This is a genomic window from Candidatus Thermoplasmatota archaeon, assembly GCA_035541015.1.
GTDB lineage: Archaea > Thermoplasmatota > SW-10-69-26 > JACQPN01 > JAIVGT01 > DATLFM01.
In genome coordinates, this window is sequence record DATLFM010000039.1 from 17,052 (window position 1) to 34,746 (window position 17,695).

A 17,695-nucleotide genomic window follows, 5' to 3' on the forward strand; every position below is an offset into this window, starting at 1 on the left:
GCCGGGACCAGCGGGCGTTGCAACGCTTGCTCCGACCACGGCAAGCCCTACGACGCAAGCGACAACCTTGGACCCCGTCTCTCGGAGCGAGAGCTCACTTTTCGACCAAACCCGGATTTCGGCGCTGCCGCGAGGATCCGCGTTGGAACCCCAGAACCCTCTGCCGCTTGTAGGCCTTGCGATCGGTACCCTTCTGGCCGCCGCGTACGCCTTGTACCATCGCATCTCGCGTCAGGACGTCCTTGCCCATCCTTTGCGCTCGCGCATCTACGAGTTCATCTGCGCAAACCCGGGCGTGCGTGTGGGTGCCATTGCCCGCCACCACGGCGTTGCCTACAAGACTGCGCTGGCGCACGTCTTGACGTTGCATCGCTTGGGCGTTCTGGACCGGGCCGGAAACGGGCACGCGCGGTGGTTTGCAAGCGGGCGTTCGTCACCCAGCGCCCGGAAGGAGATTCTCGCGACGACGGCGCCCGCGACGGCCGCTGTCCTCGCCCTCGTACGCGCACGGGGTTCCATGTTCCAGATCGACATTCAATCGGAACTTGGCCTGCCCAAATCGACGGTGAGCGCCGCGACAAGCCGTTTGGCGGCCGATGGGTTGGTTCAGCTGCTGCCCGCCGGCCGCACGCGGCAAGTGGTGGCGGTGCAGCGCACGCCTCCGGCGGGATCTTCTTAGCGCTGCCCACGCGGGGCCCGCGAACGTCCGTGATCGTCCGTTAGAGCCAAGCTTCGGCGAGATTGGGGGGGACCTTTTCTTGCTTCTCGCCGATCGCTCGGGCATGAGCGGAAACCGTGCGGTGCCGGCAGCGTCGTGGACCGTCTTCTCAGCTTTGCTGCTTCTCCTTCCCTCGGCCGCTGCTCTGCTGGGAACGATCGAACGCTCTGAACACGGGCCGGCGATCGCCCTTCCCATCGACGTGAATCCGAACCCGTCGTTGCCGCAGCGTACCGTCGGCGACTTCCTGTGGGAGAAGCGGATCCCGTACCTTGGACGAATTACGCTCAACGAAGAAGATCACCGTGCAAGGGGCCCCCTGGACATTCGGGTTCCGTGGTACGAGTCGCGAGTCGACGTGGTCCTTCGCGGCGCCCCACCTGTGCTGACCGTCGGCACAGGGGGCGACAATTCTGCCAGTTTCAACGATCCTTTGCCTTGGACCCTGATCCTGCCGATGGAATACTCCGGCACGCTTCCCAATTTCGGGTATACGATCCTGCACGACGGACGCCTGGCAATGACGTCCATGCCCATGTCCACGGGCGATACGATTTTCTGGAACGTACCCGTCGTCGAGGGCACGTACTACATTCAGTACGGGGCGCCTTGGCTCTGGCCGCGCGAAGGGGACTGGTGGCGGTGGGACTACATTCTGCGTCTGCACGTCGACGAGCCAGCCCCCGACGGCTTCGAGGAGGGAGAGTCAACCGGTGCAGAAGAGCTTGCACCCCTTGCCCACTCGTATTCTACGGCTTCGTACCGGCCATCCTCGTACCCGGCCCCGCCCTCTTGCATGGCGCGCGGAAACAGCCAAAAATACTGCGAGTGGCAAGAAAAGCAGCCCAAGAGGGTGTGGGATGAAGTTGGCGATGTTGTTGTAGGATCGGTCCACACGGTGACGCCTCCTAACGGCGTCGCATACGACCTGAAAATCTACTATAGGCTCTGCGCAAAGGTAACCGTTCATTCGAAGGCAAGCGGCGGGTTTGCTGCCGGCCCGACCAGCTGGGGAGGTTATTACCAGACGTTCCGGGCGCGTGAAGAATGCACGGGCCAGTTGGCGGGCGCAGAGCACGGAACATGGGAACTTTTCCGACCCGGTATGTTCGGCGTTGCCGAGTATGCGGATGGCAGCATGAAGAAGTACTTCAAGGGGTTTGTGAAGAACACCGCGGAAAACCCGAGGCTCGTTGGAAATCCGGGACCGCTCAACCCGCCTCACGACGCAACTCTTATCAAGGTACCCGCTGGGATGCAGAGGGACCTCACCTACACCTCTGAGCGGGGCTCGAAAGCCGTCATTTCGGCTGGCGCCAAAGTCGCAAGCTGGTTCCTTGATGTCGAACTCGAGACCGATAACGAGCACCAATCGTACGTAGTTATCAGCATCGCCGCAAACGTCGACACGTGCTTCAAAGTATGGGGTTACGAAGGAGCCCACATGTCGATTCGTCCGGCGATTGTCTGGGTTCGTTGTCCCGAATGAGACGTTGCTGCAGAACCGTCCTGCTATCTTGGTAGGAAGCTTATGCCGCCGGCGGCAAACCCGAGGGTCATGCGCATTGCACTGGCTCTCGGGTTTCTCGTCGTCGGCTTTCCGCCGGCGGTGGCGTCGGACGGCCTTGGCTGTCTCCCGTGGGAAGAATGTCCCATCGCCGCCTGGTTCGAGTCCAAGGCGGAATGCTCCGCATCGACCGATCGATGCGTGCTGGACGTTTCGGGCGTGGCCACCGCCACCGGTTGGCTAGAGCCCGTGGTGATGTCGTGTCAACTGGACGGGCCCGACGGCAGTCGCGCGAGCAACGAAGCGATCGGTGCCGGCCGAGCGCAATGCCGCGCGCGCCTGCGCCTTGAGGTCTCGATCGCGCCGGGCCAGTGCACGTGGATCCCCGGATTCCGGTTCGGGGCCAAGGTCACGGGCCTGCTTACAGGGGGGTCCGCCGAGCGCATCTTGGCCGCAGACCTTCGGGCATGCAACAAAGCGAACGCGGTGCCGGACGGGTTGGATCGGTGAGCGGCGTGACGCGCAGCGCAGCGGTTCTGATCGTGCTCGCGACGCTTCCCCTCGGCGCCTTCGAGACCGACGCGGGCGCGCACGCGCCGGTCCGCGCCCTTTCGTTCCAGGATCTCCTCGAGCCTCTCGACGCTTCCGTTGTGAGGCTTTGGGGGTCCCATGCGTGGACGCTCGACACCGCCGAGCTTCCCGACGGCGGGACTACGATGCTGCGCACTGTCTCGGAGGGGCCCGTCCAGGGGGCCAGCATCCTGACCGACGACGTCGAGTACATCTCCTTCTACGCGCGCGCGATCCCCCAGACGCCCTCGGTGGGAGCGGGCTGGCTTTCCGTCCGCATCGACGGGGAACGCGCCGACACCGTCAACCTGCTGGCGTGGCCTTCGGCGTGGGTTCCCTTCACCCTTCGGTTGGGCGGAGGGATCCACGCCGTCGAATGGACGGTGTCGGGTAGAAGCGGGGGCGTTGCCTTCGAAATCGAACTCGTCGGCCCCTCGAATCGAGCCCCTCCGTCCCAAGTCGCCCCTTTGTCCATGCATTGGCCTGAAATCCCGGCGCGCGTGGAGTTCGTATGCCGGGTGCCCGACCTCGTCGTGCGAATCCGTGACGTGGCCGACCTCGGTCTGGCGCGTGTCGAGGCGTTCCTGGACGGTGAAGCTCTCCGCGGCCTGAGCTTTGGTGCGGGGACTCGGACGGCCAATGGTGTCATGGGCACTTATCGGGTCGGATGGCTTCACGAGGGGCTCCTTGTCATCCCGCTTGGCAACTTGCCGCCAGACCGCGACGTACCCTTCCGCCTCACCGTGCGCGATGTGACCGGTGAAGCTCGGTTGGACTTCGGGACGATCTTGCGATTCAAGGACACGATGAGCGTGCACGTGGATTTGAGGAACCGCCAGCCCGACCCGAACCTTCGCGGGAACGTCGTTTTCGATTGGTTCAATTCCGCCGACGGATACATGTACGAGCGCAAGCCCCGAATGGTCTCCACGTTGAGGGGTTGCATCGACGGAGCGACGATCGACTGGTTCGTCGATGGAAGTATCGTGCCCGGCAGCGCCACGCAGGCGATCGCGCAATTCACGACAATCGGGCGGGACGCCCAGGGGCTCGTCGTAACGCTCTGGTCCCCGACGGAGCTTGCCGCGGAGTACCTTTTCGGGACGCTCGACTATGGATCGGCGCACCGGGTCGAGGCACGTTGGCTCCTTTCCAACGGTGAAGATCGGTCTGCGAAAGTTGAGTTCGTGGAAGGTTTGGATGTCCGCCACATCCGGCTTGCCCCCAGCGAGCTGCCGCGCGCGTGGTTGTTTGGACTCCGATTGCCTCAAGGACCCGGATGGGGGTACGGAGTTTCGATCGCCGGCTGCTCGCCGTACCTCGGGCACGTAGCGCCAAGGCTCGAAACGCCCGACCTTAACCTGATCGTCCCGGGCGATGGCTGGGTCGAATTGCTCGCGGAGCACGCCCCGCACCGGCTTGAGGTCGTCGCCGGAATTCCGATTCTCCAGGCGAATCAAGTCTACGCCCCCAGCAACGACGACCGATTCACATCGTTCTACCAACTCAACGCTCGGCTCCACATCAGGACGTTTGCCGATCCCGACGCATCGGAAACACCTCTTTCCGAACGAGCACTGCGATACTTTGGTCAACTGGTGGAGGCCGCCGTTCGGAGCGGATCCTCAGATGCGGCGACGGTTTGAGCCGGAGAGGCCGGCCACGAGCCGGCCGTCCTGCCCTCCGCCGGCTCCCGCCTGCTTGGATCGCGCGGGCCCGAGGCGACTCGTCATCAGCCAACAACCCGTAGCGACCCTTCAATGGCATCTCGGACTTGGTCTCCGATCTGCCGGGCCACCAGCGGCGGCACGGCCTCGCCAGCCTCGTCGTACTGAACGTTGCGGCCGCCCAGGAAGACGTGCTCGTCGGGGAACGACATGAGCCGCGCGTGCTCGCGAACCGTAAGGTAGCGATCCTGGAACGGGTGCAGGAAGCGCGACGATCCCATGACCGTAGGCGCCGGCTCGTCTGCGCGGATGCGCGTCTTGTGCCCGAGGACCTTGCCCGTGGCGGAGCGGTAGTGGTAGATCGAGTCGCCCGTCCCCAAGCCCTCCACGCGGCCTCGCTCGCGCCGGCTCATCGTGAGCTCCTCGTGGTTGGGAACGTCGGCCTCCAGGCTCTCCAGATCGGAGATGGCCTCCCAGGCCGTCGGGGGCCGCTCCACGCGCGGGAGATCGAGCTTGACGTTCGAGACGAAGATCCGGTTGCGCCGGCTGGGAAGCCCGTGCTCCTCGCACGCGATCCGGTTGAAATGGATCCGCGGATAGCCCGCCGAGCGGAAGAGGCGGCGCAGCTCGGGAACGAGGGCACCCTCCGCGATGCCCGGCACGTTTTCCATCACGAAGACGCGGGGCGCGACGGCCTTCACCGCGCGGATCGTGTGGAACACGAGCCCCCCCACGCGGTCCTTGTAGAGGCGGTCGAGGGGATCGGCGTAGCGCTTCGCGTTGGCGGCCGTGAAGGGCTCGCAGGGGGGGCTTGCAAGGACGACGTCGCACGACGGAAGCGTGGCCGGATCGACGCGCTTGAAGTCGTCGCAGATCACCTCCACCTTCGGGAAGTTCTTGGTGAAGGTCTCCGCGATGGGCCGGTAGCCTTCGACGGCCGCAAGCGTGCGGAAGCCAGCCTCGTGGAAGCCGCGCGTGCCTCCGCCGGCGCCGGAGAAAAGGTCGACGACGGTGAATCCCCCGCCGCGGCGCGAGATCCGGGGCATCGCCCTAGCCTTTGCGCACGCGGTCGGCGACCTTTCCCAAGAGCTCGATGGCGTTGATCCAGTAGTTGGCGTCGGCGTTCTCGCCGAGGATCTCGTACCCGACCTCGTGGCCCTTCACCCAGAGGTGCAGGCGCTCCGTGTCCACCGACAGCTTGTTCAGGATGTCCGTGGGAACGACCGACCCGGCCGCGGGCGTGGCCGCGTGGAGGGCGAGCTTCTTTTCGAATGCGGGGTTTCCGGTCGCCTGCGCGGGAAGGGGGGGCACGCCGAAGTCCTCCTCGGCGCCCCTTGTCGCGACGTGAACCTCTTGGGGCGCGGGGGTGGGCATGGTCAGGCGCACGATGGTGAACGCGTTGCGACGGCTGCCTCGAGTCTCCTCGATCGCCACCACCTCGGCTTTATATGCCTCGTAGTCGCCCCAAACCCGGAGCGCCCCCTCGCCCGCCTCGAAGCCCAAGGCGTTGGTGATCCCTTGGAACGTTACGTCGTACTCTTCGAAGGGCACGGGAATCAGGAGGGGGAAGACAGGACGGGGGCTTGAGATTTGCTGCATGTACGCCAAGTCCATTTCGCTTATCTTCGGCAGGAAACTAACCAAGGCTTGGACCGGGACCGGTAGCGTATCGTCACCATCATACGGCTGTCAATGCAGTCCCGGTCCTTCTCTTTCTGACCGGTCGGCCCTGGCGCCGGCGGATTGTTTTCGCCGGGTTCAAATGCGTTTGCGAGCGTGTCCGCCCCGATGGTGCTAGGGCCCGAAGCCGTCACGACCTTCGCCAGCGTTGCCAGCACGGCGTTTGCCCTCCTGCTGGGCGCGCGGTTCCTCCTCGCGGCCCAACGCCTGGGGGGCCTTGCCGTCCTCCGGCTGCCGGGCCTTGGCTTCCTGGGACTGGCGCTCTCGGCCCCCCTCACGCTTCCGGCCATCCTCGACTCGCCCTACGGTGGCTGGCACGTCCTGCACCTCGTCCTCCAGGTCGCGTCCTTCACGGCGATCGCCCTTGGGTACCTGCTGCGCGCGCGCCACGGCGACTCGCCCGAGCGCGAGCCCACGATCGCCTACCACGTCCTGCTGCTTTGCGCGGTGGCCCTCCTCGTCCCCTTCGCGGTGCTCTCGCTCACGCAGACGAGCCTGCGGGCCGCCGTCACGGTGGGCCACAGCTTCACGGCCCTTCTCGTGGCCGGCGTCACGGCCCACCTTGCGGCAAGCGGCCGGACGAGCCTCAACCGCGCCCTCGTCGTCGTCGGCTACGGCTGGCTTGCCGCAAGCCAGGTTTTCCTCGCCGCCGTGGCCGTGGCCGACGCGGGCCTGCGGTCGACGCTCTTCACGGCGGCGAACCTCGCCCTCGTCGTCGGCCTGGCCGCCCTGCTGCTTGCGATGGCCCGCGACGCGCGGGGAGGGTCCGCCCAATGACGCGTGACCGCGTCGCCATCTACGCGGACATCCTGCGGGCCGTGAAGGCCCAGGGCGGCGAGGGCGCCAAGATCACGCCCGTGCAGCTTGAGGCGAACCTGCCAAGCGACCGCATGCGACGCTACCTCGCCGAGCTTGCGGAGGCGGGGCTTGTCACGGGGCCGCCCTGGAAGCTCACGGAGAAGGGCGAGACCTTCCTCCGGGAGTTCGCCCGCTTCCGGGGCTTCCTTGCCGACTTTGGCATCCTGCGCGACGACGACACCCGTGGCACGCGGTAACCTTGAAGCCGTCCGCGGCTCCTTGGCCCGCGATGGGATCGCCCCCCGGCACCTTGCCGTCGACCCAGGCACCCCCCGCCGCCGCGCTGTCTTCGCCGTCGCCCGCGCCGTCCTCGCCTCCCAACCCTGCGCTCGAAGCCGCGATCGCGCGAACCGTCGAGTTCGTGAACGAGCGCCTCCGCGAGCACTACGCGCGGACCGACCCTTGGATGCCGCCGCGCTTTGGGCGGCGCGAATGGGGCTTCATGTACCTTGGCAAGCGCTTCGTCTCGCGTCACCTCGGATTCCGCTCCCGCGAAGAGCTGCAGCGTTTCCTCGTGCGCGACGTGCCGGCCCACGCCTACTACAGCACAGCGTACTACGAGACGCCCGCCGCGCCCACCATGGAGGAGAAGCACTGGCTTGGCGCCGATCTCATCTTCGACCTCGACGCCGACCACCTGCCCGGCGCCGCGGGGCAGCCCTTCCACGAGCTTCTCGCGCGCGTGCGCGGCGAAGCGGTATGGCTCGTCGAGGAGTTCCTCCTTCGCGACTTCGGCTTCTCCAAGGACGACCTTCGCATCGTCTTCTCGGGCGGACGCGGCTACCACGTCCACGTCACGCACCCCGACGTGCTGCCGCTTGGAAGCCCCGAGCGCCGCGAGATCGTCGACTACGTGACGGCCAATGGGCTCGCGCTCGACACGCTCGTGCGGGAGCGGGCGTACATGCAGGACGAGTTCCGACGGAAGGCCCGCCGGGCGCCCGTCCTTCCCTCGGCCGACGAGCCCGGCTGGGGCGGGCGGCTCACGCGCGCAATCCTGCGGCGCGTCGACGCGCTGCGCGCCATGCCGGAGGAAGAGGCTCTGGCCGCGCTGCTTGCCGTTCCCGGCGTGGGAGAAAAGCGCGCGCGGGAGACGCTCGAAGCCGTGGCGCGAAAGCAAGCCGCGTCGGGCGAGGCCGTCTCCGCCGTCCTACCGAAGCCGCTCCTCGAGCGTTGGAAGCAGGAGGTCGCCGTCGAGACGGCCGGCGAGACGGACGAGCCCGTGACAAGCGACGTGAAGCGCCTCATCCGCCACCCGGGCTCGATCCACGGCAAGACGGGGCTTCGCGTGACGATCGTCCCGCTGGAGAACCTGCCGGCGTACGATCCGCTCGTCGACGCGGTTGCCTGGAGCGAGCGCGAGCCGCCGGTCCGGGTCAAGGTGGGAGCACCCGACCGCTTCCGTCTTGGGGGGCGCGAGTGGGACGTCGCGGCGGGCGAGCACGAGCTTCCGCTTGCCGCCGCCATGTTCATGATGCTGCGCCGCAAGGCGCTGTTTGCCGACGCGCCCGTCTAGGCTTCCGCCGGGGCTTCGGCCGCCGGGCCGCGCAGAGCGAGCACGGTCGTGTCGGCCGAGTAGTCGGCCACGACCGTGAGGCCGAGTTGGTTGGCCACGACGACGCTCCAGTCGCCGGCCCCGAGGCCCTTGGACAGGCGGATCGTGCACTCGAGCTTCTTGTTCACGGCCGGCTCGATGGCGCCGCAGCCTTCCTCGCGGCTGTTGGCCGCGCGCTCGTCTTTGGCGTCGTAGAGGAACAGAATGGGCGGGTGGTTGCCCGTGTACGTGACCGTGTAGACGACGACGATCTCGACGGCGTCCTCCACGACGGGGAAGGGCCACTCGTGGATGAGGCCGATCTGGGCGTTGGGGTCCGGAAGCCGTCCCTCGAACACGCGCTGGAAGGCGACGTACGTCTCGGTCGCGTTGTCGACCTCGTCCACGATCTCGCCCGGTTCGCGGTCGAGACGATCGCCCAGGCCCTCGTTCGAGGCAGGATCGACGCTCTCGTCGGCCCCGAGGCAGCCGGCCAAGAGCGGGGCAGTGAGGAGAAGCGCAACCACGGGTCGCCACGATGTGCTAAGCATTGGGAACTCATCTCAGTTTCAGGTATCTTATTCTTGTTGTACGAGCGGCGTACATTCCCAAGCTACGTACTGGCGCCGATACACTTGATCCCGAAAACCCAGCCGTCCTCTTTGTACGCACCGATACAGAAGTCGTTCATGTCGCCCTGCCAGCCGGCGCAAATATAGCTTTGTGTTTGGGCTACCAAAATAGGCACGGCCTGCCCTTGGTACGCCACGCCCACGTCTCCATTTGCGGAATAAACCCCATCGCAATCCGAGACGGCAATCGCACTCGGAATCAAGAAAACGGCCGCAATCAATAGAAATACACACAAGAGTGCCCTATGTGCCAACCCTTCACCCGCGACCCAATTGGTTGGAATGTGCTTAAAGCTTCCCGACAAAGCCAGGGCGGCGATTGCATCAGGGCAATGACGGAATTTGGGTTCAATTATTCAAGCCCGGAATGCGCGTGCCCGGAACTCCGCCGTAGAAGATGCCCCCGGCTGTTTCAAGCAAGTCAGGCTGGAACTTCCTGCGAAACCATCATTTTCCACTGGATTTGGGCAGGTCCAATCGCGTTGCCGAAGAAGCGGATGGTCCACTCACCGGCCTTCGGGGTCTTGATTGAGTATTGGCCCGATCCGGCGGACGTACTGAACGAATCCTCACAACCGCTGTTTGGGCTGCAATCGGGATCGGCAACGAGGACCATCACGTCGCCGCCTTGGGTCGTCACATCCAAAAGAATCTCCCTGGTTTCCTCCCCGGCTTCGAAGCGCTGGACCGTTTGACTTGCACTTGGCGCGTTCACGGGCCCCACGGTGACGATCGTGCCGGAATACTCCTGCTTCTTCCAGACGTACTCCGAAGCGTCCTCCGTCGCGTTGTCAACCTCGTCTGCCGCGTCGCCGGGGTTCACGCCGCCCGTCGGGTCCTGCGTCGCGGGGTCCACGGGCTCGCCTGGCGCCTCGCCACCCAGGCAGCCGGCCAGGAAGGGGGCTGCAAGAAGCATGGCTAGGACGGAAAGCTTCCGGGCGGACGACGGCCTGGACATGACTGCACCTTCGCGGCCCGGTCGTCATCAAGGCAAATAAGATTTGTGGTCCCGTCGGCCAGCAGCCCTTCTCCTGTCGTTCCTCTTTTAGGGTCATAAAAGAGGCCGCCGCGCAGCGGTAGAAACGTATAGGGCCCGCCCGCATGCGCCCTCGTGGGCTGGGTCCGGCTCCGCGGAGAGGCGCATCCGATCCCCGTCGGCAAGATCGTCTGCCTGGGGCAAAACTACGCCGAGCACGCGCGCGAGATGGGCAACCCCAACGCGCCCGAGTTCTTCTTCTTCCTCAAGCCCGCCTCGGCCATCGTCCACGACGGCGAGCCCATCCTGATCCCGCCGGGCGTGGGCCGGGTGGACCATGAGGTGGAGCTTGCCGTCGTGATCGGCTCCACCGCGCGCAACGTGCCCGTCGCGCGCGCGATGGACCACGTGCTCGGGTACGCCCCGTTGCTCGACGTCACCGCACGCGAGCTGCAGGCGCAGGCGAAGAAGCAGGGTCGGCCGTGGACGGCGTCGAAGGGCTTCGACACGTTTGCGCCGGTGGGCACGGTCGTGCCCCGCGCCGACGTTCCCGACCCGCACGCGCTTGCGATCGAGCTTCGGGTGAACGACCAGATCCGCCAGCGGGGGTCCACCTCGCAGATGGTCGCCCGCATCCCCGAGGCCATCGCGCGGGTCTCCGAGGTCATGACACTGGAGCGGGGAGACATCCTCGCGACGGGCACGCCTGCGGGCGTCGGGCCGCTTCATCCGGGCGACCTGGCGGTGGCGCGCATCGAGCGGGTGGGCACGCTTTCGAACCCCGTCCGTGCGCAACCGAAAGGCACGTAACCCCGCCCGGGACTACGCGACGCGTGCAGGCTCCGCTCTCCTACGAGTCCATCCAGGACCGGTTGAAGCGCGAGAGCCGCTCGGCCGGCCTCCAGAAGATGGAGTCGTCGTTCTTCGGGGACCTCGAGCGTCACCTGCGGGGGCTCCAGGAGGATTACCTGCGCGAGCAGTCGCGCGCGCCCGGCTCGGGCAAGGGGACGATCCTGCACGACGAGCTCTCGAACATCCGCCACGTCGCCGAGGCCCTCTACGAGGCCCGCGAGCGCAAGGTCGTGGCGCGCGCGCTCACGGCCGCGCGCGGGGGCAACCTCGACACGACGAACATGCTCAAGGAGGAGGTCGACCTCGCGCACCGTCTCCTCGAGACGCTCCGCGAGGCGCGGCGGGGTCTCTTGCGCCGCCCGGAAGCCGCTCTTTCCACGCCCGCCGCGCCTGCCCCCGATCCCGCGCCCGTTGCGCCCGCGGCGACGGCGAGCGAGGCCCCAGCCTCGGTCGAGGCCGCGCCGGCCCCCGCGTCCCCGGCGCCGCGGGCGGCCGTGCGCGTCCTCGTGCGCCTCCTCGAATCCGTGCCTCCGTTTACCGCAAGCGACCTTCGCACGTACACGCTTGCTCGCGGCGACGTCGTGAGCCTTCCCCGCGACGCGGCCCGCGCGCTCACGATGCACGGAAAGGCCGTGGAGATACGGCCGACGGCGTAGGAGGCGAGGATCCCTTGTGGATCGGCATCGACGACACGGACAGCCGCCGCGGCGGCTGCACGACGTACCTCTCCAACCGCATTCGGGAAGCCTTCCCCGAGCTCACGCTTGCGCAACCCCCTTCGCTCGTTCGCTTGAACCCCATGGTTCCGTGGAAGACGCGCGGGAACGGCGCAGTGGCGATGCGGTTTGAGGGCGCGCTTTCCCTGGACGAGGCCTACCGGCGGGTGGAGTCCGTCGTGCGGACGCTTTGCGACTTGTCGGACGCGGACACGAACCCGGGCATCGTGGTTGCAAGGCGCCCGCCGCCGCGCTCGTTCTACGAAGCGGCCGTCCGGCGCATCGTGACGCGGGCGGAGGCCGACGCCGCGCTCGCCGGCTGCGACGCGCGCGCGGGAGGCTTCAACGGCGCGCTTGGCGTGATCGGCGCCACGGCTGCCGTGGCCTGGACGCCCGACGCGAACGCCAGCTGGGAGCTCGTGGCGTACCGCGCGCGGAATCGGTGGGGCTCGCCGCGCGCGGTGGACGCGCGCTCGGTGGCCGACATGGCGACGGCGTTCCCGTCCACGTTCGACAGCTACGACTTCGAGAACGACGAGGTGGTCATGGTCCCCGGCTCGCCGTGCCCGGTCCTGTGGGGCATCCGCGGCGACGACCCGGAGGACCTGCCGCAAGCGGCCGCGCGCGTGCGAGGCGAGGTGCCCTCCGAACGCACGCTCTTTCGCACGAACCACGGGACGGACGATCACCTCGTGAGCCGCCGCGTGGCCGACATCGGCACGTTCGAGTCCGTGCGGGTGGCCGGGCGCGTGACGAGCCGGCCGGAAAACCTGCCGGGTGGCCACGTCCGCTTCGATCTGGAAGATTCCACGGGGACCGTGACTTGTCTTGCGTTTGAGCCCACGAAGGGATTCCGCCACGTCGTACGCAAGCTTTCGGCGGGAGACGGGATCGTCGCCTGCGGCGGCGTCGGCCCGCGACGCGCGATCCACCTGGAGAAGCTTTGCGTGCAGGCGCTTGCCGCTCCGCGCCCGCGAGCGGTCGAAAATCCGCGATGCCCGTCGTGCGGTCGCGCGGCCAAGAGCGCGGGGGCGCTTGCGCCGTACCGCTGTCGACGCTGCGGCGTCCGCATTCCCCGCGGCGCGGCGGTCCTCGCCGCGGCGCCGCGCGAGCTTGCGCCCGGCTGGTACGAGGTGCCCGCGCGGGCGCGCCGCCACCTTGCCATGCCGCTTGCGCGCGCGACGCGACGAAACCTTCTTCCGCCCGCGCCGGCCTTGCTCGCGGCGTGATCTGCGTCGGCATCGAGGGAACCGCGCACACGCTTGGCGTCGGCGTGGTGACAGGCGAGGGGGCGATCCTCGCCAACGTGGCCGACATGCTGCGGCCCGAGACGGGCGGCATCCACCCGCGCGAGGCGGCCACGCACCACGCAAGCCTCGCGCCCGACCTCCTCGACCAGGCCCTTGCGAAGGCCGGCGTGGGCTACGCCGACGTCTCGATCGTCGCCTTCAGCCAAGGCCCGGGCCTGGGACCGTGCCTTCGCGCCGCGGCAACGGCCGCGCGCTCGCTTGCGGCAAGCCTCGAGGTGCCGCTCCTGGGCGTGAACCACTGCGTGGCGCACCTCGAGATCGGCCGCCTCGTCACCGAGGCCCGCGACCCGCTCCTGCTGTACGTCTCGGGCGGCAACACGCAGGTGATCGCGCTTCGCGACGGGCGATACCGCGTCTTCGGCGAGACGCTCGACGTGGGCGTGGGCAACGCGCTCGACAAGTTCGCGCGGGAGCAAGGCATTCCGTTTCCGGGCGGGCCGCGCGTCGAGGCGTTGGCGCGCGCGGGCGACCGGCTGCTTCCGTTGCCCTACACGATCAAGGGCATGGATGTCGCCTTCAGCGGGCTTGTCACGGCGGCCACGAAGCTTGCCGCCGCCCATCGTCTCGAGGACGTGGCCTTCTCGTTGCAGGAGACGGCCTTTGGCATGCTCGTGGAGGTCACCGAGCGCGCGCTTGCGCACACGGGGAAGGAAGAGGTCCTGCTGGGCGGCGGCGTCGCGTGCAACGCCCGCCTGCGCGAGATGGTCGCGCAGATGTGCGAGGACCGGGGCGCGCGATCGTTTGCGCCGGAGCCCTCGCTGTGCGTCGACAACGGCGCGATGATCGCCTGGCAGGGGATCCTCCAGCACCGCGCCGGAATGGCCACGCCGCTTGCCGAGTCCGTCATCCTCCCGACGCAGCGCACGGACGACGTGCCCGTCCGGTGGCCCGTCGAAGAGGCGCGCGGGAGCGAGCTTCGAGCAGCGGGCGCAAGCGTGCTTGCGCACGGCGCCGAAGCGCAGGTGTTCCGCGTCCTCTACCGCGGCCGTCCCGCCGTCGTCAAGCGGCGGTTGCCCAAGCGCTACCGTCACCCGCAGATCGACGGGGCCCTCCGCGCGCAACGAACGAGGACGGAAGGCCGTCTCCTGGCCGAGGCCAAGCGGGCCGGCGTGCGCACGCCCATCGTGTTTGACATCCGGCCGGAGCAGGGCGAGCTTTGGATGGAGGAGCTCGCCGCGCCCCGGCTTCGCGAGGTTTTGGGGGAAGCGTCCCGAAAGGACCTGGAAAACCTCCTTCGATCGGCGGGGGAGGCCGTCGCGCGCCTGCACGATGCCGACGTCGTGCACGGCGACCTCACGACGAGCAACCTCCTTGCGCATGGCGACGGCGTGGCGCTTCTTGACTTTGGCCTTGGCGTGCGGTCGCGCGACCCGGAGGACAAGGGAACGGATTTGCACGTCCTCATGGAGGCGCTCTCGGCCACGCATGCGGAAGGCCTCTTCGACTTCGTTCTCGGCGGGTATCGGTCGGAGGCCAAGGATCCGAAACCCGTCGAGGAGTCCCTCGCCCAGATCGTGCGGCGCGGGCGCTACCGCGGAACCTAGGGCGCAAGCACGACCTTCAGCGACTCGCCGGCGCCCGCCGTCAACGCGAAGCCTTCCGCCGCGCGGGCCAGAGGAAGGCGGTGGGTCACCATCTCTCGCACGTCCACCTCCCGCCGGGCCAGGAGGCCCAACGCGTCCTGCAGGTCCGTCGGCGAGGCGCCGTACGTGCTGCACAGGCGAACCTCGTCGCGCCACAGGTCGTTGAACGGCATCTCGACGCGCGTTCCGGGCATCGTCGGCGCGAAGAACAGCACGGCCCCTCCCGGCTCGACGCATTCGAACGCACGCGCAAGGGCCGAGGGCGCGCCCGCCGTGACGACCACGAGATCGGCTCGCCGCCCCTCGTTCTGGGCCCGAAGCGCGGCCGCGTCGAAGGACCGCGCGTCGAAGACGGCGCGAGCGCCCATGCGTTCGGCTGCCTTCAGCCGGAAGGGCACGAGGTCGGCGGCCAGCACGCTGGCTCCGCAGGCGGCGGCGACCTGCACGTGCAAGAGTCCCGACAAGCCCGCGCCTAGGACGAGCACGGAATCCGAGGGGCGGACACCGCCGGCGTTGCGCTGGCCCCGAAGCACGCACCCAAGCGGCTCGACGAACGAACCCTCCTCGTACGTCATGTCCTCGGGCAGCCGCAGCAGTCCCCGCGCCACGTGCACGGGAGACAGGCGTGCGAACTCGCAGAACCCGCCGGGATCGAAATGGGTCGTCTTCAGAAGCGCGCAGGCGGCGTCGTTTCCCCGCCGGCAATGGCGGCACGTCCCGCAGGAGACGTGGTGCGTGGCGACGACGCGGTCGCCGGCGCGCCAGCCGCGGATCTCCGGCGAGACCCAAGCGAGGTCGCCGGCCACCTCGTGCCCAAGGACGGTGGGCGCCTTGGGCTTGCGGTACCATTCCATGACGTCGCTTCCGCAGACGCCGCTTGCGCGGATGCGGAGCAATGCTTCGCCCGCCGAAGGGGACGGCAGCGGCCGCTCTTCGATGCGGACGTCGTCGTTGGCGCGGTACACGGCCACGCGGTGACGCTCCGGAAGCGAGCCGGGCGCGGGTGCAAACGACGCGGAGATCACCTGGACTTGCCGGACCGGACCTCGGCGTAGAGCTGGTCGGCCTCCTTGGCCGTGTACCCGTCGTGCACGATCGCGCGGATGGCTCGGATCATGGCGACGGGGTGCTCGCCCTGCCAGATGTTGCGCCCCATGTCCACGCCGATGGCGCCTGCTTCCATGGCGCCGCGTGCCATCACGAAGGCGTCCATGGGCGTGGAAAGCTTGGGACCGCCGGCGATCACGATGGGGACCGGGCAAGCTTCGACGACCTTGGCGAAGTCGTCGCAGTAGTACGTCTTCACCATCGAGGCTCCAAACTCGGCGCAAATGCGGCTGGCGAGCGAAAGGTAGCGCGCGTCGCGCTTCTCGAGCTCCTTTCCCACGGCCGTGATGCCAAGGACCGGCATGCCGATGGATTCGCACTCGTTCACGAGCTCGCCCAAGGCGGACAGCGTCTGATGCTCGCCCTGGGCGCCCACGAAGACGGAGAGCGCCACGGCCGACGCGTTGAGCCGAACGGCGTCCTCCACGGACGTCGTGACGACTTCGTTCGAAAGGTCCTCCATGAGGACCGAGGCGCCGCCCGACACGCGAAGGATGAGCGCGGCGGAGGTCTCAGGAGGAAGGCTCGTGCGCGCGACGCCTCGCGTGACGGCCACCGCGTCGGCGTGCGGGAGAAGCGGCGCAAGCGTGGAACGGGGATCCTCGAGCTTGGAGGTCGGACCCAGGAAGTAGCCGTGGTCGGCCGCGAGCATGACGCTCTTGCCGCGGGGGGCAAGCTTCGCCATGCGGTTCTGGAAGCCCCAATCGCTGCGGATCGTCTTCACGCGGGACACCGGGGCGACGCATGGACCGGCCGCATATAGGCTTTGCCGCGGCAGGGTCGGCGCCAATCCGCGCAAGCGCAAGACGGGTGAAAAGGGGAGGTAGCCCGCGGGAGGGAGGCACAGAATAGGGAGGATCCTCGGCGCGGGCCGTCTCTTCCTTTGCGCGGCGGACCGCATATAGCCGGACGCGAGGGCGCCATGGGAACGGGGGCGAAGGTCTTTGGGTCCCCTTGGCCCCCGCGCGTGCGGGGTGGGCAGGTCGAGACCGGCTACCGTTCCGGACGGAACTGAGGCGGCGCGGGCGGCCACTGCTCGGGCGGCACCTCGAGGTTCCGGATGCCCTCCCAGTGGGTCTGCACGGCCGTCTGGAAGTCCCCCACGGAGACGAACTGCGTGTCGTCCTTGAGCTTCCCCAGCACGCGCCGCAGGGGAAGCTGCGTCCGTTCCGAGATGCGAACCTCCCGGTCGCCCGCCTCTTGCGCCACGTCCTCCACGGTCGTGGGGAAGCGGAGATCGCGGACGGCCGCCACGACGCTTAGCACGCCCGTGTGCTCCTGCCACGGCCGCTCGCCTTGCTCAACCCGCTCCCTCGTCTGCTGGATCTCCCGCTCGCGGCGCAGGCTCTGCTCTCGGGATGGTTCGGTCATGCGCAGGGCTTTCCCTCCAGCGTCGAAAAGCTTCGCGCACGTTCCACGGAGAACGGCGGCGGCCGGGCGTCAACCTCGCGCGGGAAAAAGCCATCCAAGCTGCTGGAGCGCGAACGCCGCGTAGGCTGCGATCAGGAGGATGGCGAGCCGGCGCGAGGCCGGCCGGTTGCGGACCAAGAGGTACCACCAGAGCAGGATGCCGGCCAGAAGGAAGGGAACCGCTCCGGAAAGAGGCGCAAGATCGACGGGCCCGCCGCCCACCACGGCCACGGCGCCAAGGATGAGCGTCAGGTTCACGGTGCAGGCGCCAAAGAGGTCTCCAAGGGCCAAGTCGTGCTCGCCCGCGCGGATGGCCTGCGCAAGCACGGAGAGCTCCGGAAGCGACGTTCCCACCGCTACGACCGTAAGGCCAAGGACCTCCGGCGAGACGCCCGTCGCCGCAAGAAGCGAAACGGACGACCGGACCACAAGCTCGCTTGCGGCAAGCACGAGCGCAGCTGCGCCAAAGAACAGCAGAAGCGATCGCGAGCGGTCGTTCTTGGCCTGCGCCGCGGCGGGGACAAGCGCGGGCGCCTGACGCGCCTTGTAGAGGAAGTACGCGAACACGCCCAGCA

At 67.9% G+C, this 17,695-nt stretch carries 19 protein-coding genes; 11 read left to right on the plus strand and 8 right to left on the minus strand.

Annotated elements, in window-relative coordinates; genetic code table 11:
* The first annotated feature begins 142 nt into the window (after positions 1–142).
* The 4 genes from VM681_03775 to VM681_03790 all read left to right on the plus strand — a co-directional run bounded on the left by VM681_03775 (position 143) and on the right by VM681_03790 (position 4,441).
* Positions 143–679 carry a MarR family transcriptional regulator gene (locus VM681_03775; GenBank protein ID HVL87116.1) on the plus strand — a complete coding sequence of 179 codons (537 nt, stop codon included), beginning with the start codon at positions 143–145 and terminating at the stop codon, positions 677–679.
* Positions 680–758: 79 nt separating this feature from the next.
* Positions 759–2,207: a hypothetical protein gene (locus VM681_03780; protein HVL87117.1), complete on the plus strand. Its 1,449-nt coding sequence runs from the start codon at positions 759–761 to the stop codon at positions 2,205–2,207.
* 69 nt (positions 2,208–2,276) lie between these two features.
* On the plus strand, positions 2,277–2,735 hold the full coding sequence (locus tag VM681_03785; protein HVL87118.1) for a hypothetical protein: 459 nt from the start codon (positions 2,277–2,279) through the stop codon (positions 2,733–2,735).
* Positions 2,732–4,441, plus strand: a complete 1,710-nt coding sequence (locus VM681_03790) for a hypothetical protein (protein ID HVL87119.1) — start codon at positions 2,732–2,734, stop codon at positions 4,439–4,441. Before VM681_03785 ends, VM681_03790 begins: the two co-directional genes overlap by 4 nt.
* A gap of 86 nt (positions 4,442–4,527) precedes the next feature.
* Here the strand turns inward: VM681_03790 and VM681_03795 are convergent, their stop codons facing one another.
* Both VM681_03795 and VM681_03800 read right to left on the minus strand, forming a co-directional pair.
* The gene (locus VM681_03795; GenBank protein ID HVL87120.1) at positions 4,528–5,508 is read right to left on the minus strand and encodes a DNA cytosine methyltransferase; all 981 of its coding nucleotides are present in this window, start codon (positions 5,506–5,508) and stop codon (positions 4,528–4,530) included.
* Between the two features lie 4 nt (positions 5,509–5,512).
* Positions 5,513–6,076 carry a hypothetical protein gene (locus tag VM681_03800; protein HVL87121.1) on the minus strand — a complete coding sequence of 188 codons (564 nt, stop codon included), beginning with the start codon at positions 6,074–6,076 and terminating at the stop codon, positions 5,513–5,515.
* Between the two features lie 162 nt (positions 6,077–6,238).
* On the opposite strand from VM681_03800, the gene VM681_03805 reads away from it, so the two are divergent.
* Genes VM681_03805 through priS form a run of 3 tightly spaced genes read left to right on the plus strand, consistent with a single transcriptional unit; the run spans position 6,239 to position 8,516 of the window.
* Positions 6,239–6,919, plus strand: a complete 681-nt coding sequence (locus tag VM681_03805) for a hypothetical protein (GenBank protein HVL87122.1) — start codon at positions 6,239–6,241, stop codon at positions 6,917–6,919.
* A complete protein-coding gene (locus tag VM681_03810) occupies positions 6,916–7,197 on the plus strand; it encodes a winged helix-turn-helix domain-containing protein (GenBank protein HVL87123.1) in 282 nt (93 codons plus the stop codon). The genes VM681_03805 and VM681_03810 overlap by 4 nt, the downstream gene beginning before the upstream one ends.
* 32 nt (positions 7,198–7,229) lie before the next feature.
* Positions 7,230–8,516 (plus strand): DNA primase catalytic subunit PriS, encoded by a 1,287-nt coding sequence (gene priS / locus VM681_03815; protein ID HVL87124.1) that lies wholly within the window; start codon positions 7,230–7,232, stop codon positions 8,514–8,516.
* Here priS and VM681_03820 read toward each other — a convergent pair.
* Together VM681_03820 and VM681_03825 are read right to left on the minus strand one after the other, a co-directional pair.
* Positions 8,513–9,085, minus strand: a complete 573-nt coding sequence (locus VM681_03820) for a hypothetical protein (GenBank protein HVL87125.1) — start codon at positions 9,083–9,085, stop codon at positions 8,513–8,515. The genes priS and VM681_03820 overlap by 4 nt on opposite strands.
* Positions 9,086–9,587: 502 nt before the next feature.
* Complete coding sequence (locus VM681_03825) at positions 9,588–10,124, minus strand: hypothetical protein (protein ID HVL87126.1); 537 nt, start codon at positions 10,122–10,124, stop codon at positions 9,588–9,590.
* A gap of 153 nt (positions 10,125–10,277) precedes the next feature.
* Between VM681_03825 and VM681_03830 the strand changes: the two genes are divergently transcribed.
* From VM681_03830 to VM681_03845, 4 genes are read left to right on the plus strand one after another with little or no spacing between them, the layout of a single operon-like run.
* Positions 10,278–10,952: a fumarylacetoacetate hydrolase family protein gene (locus VM681_03830; GenBank protein ID HVL87127.1), complete on the plus strand. Its 675-nt coding sequence runs from the start codon at positions 10,278–10,280 to the stop codon at positions 10,950–10,952.
* Positions 10,953–10,975: 23 nt separating this feature from the next.
* The gene (locus VM681_03835; GenBank protein ID HVL87128.1) at positions 10,976–11,650 is read left to right on the plus strand and encodes a hypothetical protein; all 675 of its coding nucleotides are present in this window, start codon (positions 10,976–10,978) and stop codon (positions 11,648–11,650) included.
* Positions 11,651–11,664: 14 nt separating this feature from the next.
* Positions 11,665–12,939 (plus strand): tRNA(Ile)(2)-agmatinylcytidine synthase, encoded by a 1,275-nt coding sequence (locus VM681_03840; GenBank protein HVL87129.1) that lies wholly within the window; start codon positions 11,665–11,667, stop codon positions 12,937–12,939.
* On the plus strand, positions 12,936–14,564 hold the full coding sequence (locus tag VM681_03845) for a bifunctional N(6)-L-threonylcarbamoyladenine synthase/serine/threonine protein kinase (protein ID HVL87130.1): 1,629 nt from the start codon (positions 12,936–12,938) through the stop codon (positions 14,562–14,564). Before VM681_03840 ends, VM681_03845 begins: the two co-directional genes overlap by 4 nt.
* Here the strand turns inward: VM681_03845 and VM681_03850 are convergent.
* The 4 genes from VM681_03850 to VM681_03865 form a co-directional block, all read right to left on the minus strand.
* Positions 14,561–15,628, minus strand: coding sequence for an alcohol dehydrogenase catalytic domain-containing protein (locus tag VM681_03850; GenBank protein ID HVL87131.1), 1,068 nt, complete (start codon positions 15,626–15,628; stop codon positions 14,561–14,563). The genes VM681_03845 and VM681_03850 overlap by 4 nt on opposite strands.
* Positions 15,625–16,443, minus strand: a complete 819-nt coding sequence (gene lsrF, locus VM681_03855) for a 3-hydroxy-5-phosphonooxypentane-2,4-dione thiolase (protein HVL87132.1) — start codon at positions 16,441–16,443, stop codon at positions 15,625–15,627. Before lsrF ends, VM681_03850 begins: the two co-directional genes overlap by 4 nt.
* Before the next feature lie 260 nt (positions 16,444–16,703).
* On the minus strand, positions 16,704–17,081 hold the full coding sequence (locus VM681_03860) for a hypothetical protein (GenBank protein ID HVL87133.1): 378 nt from the start codon (positions 17,079–17,081) through the stop codon (positions 16,704–16,706).
* A gap of 69 nt (positions 17,082–17,150) precedes the next feature.
* Positions 17,151–17,695 (minus strand): hypothetical protein (locus VM681_03865; GenBank protein HVL87134.1); only part of this gene is annotated, 545 nt, incomplete at its 5' end.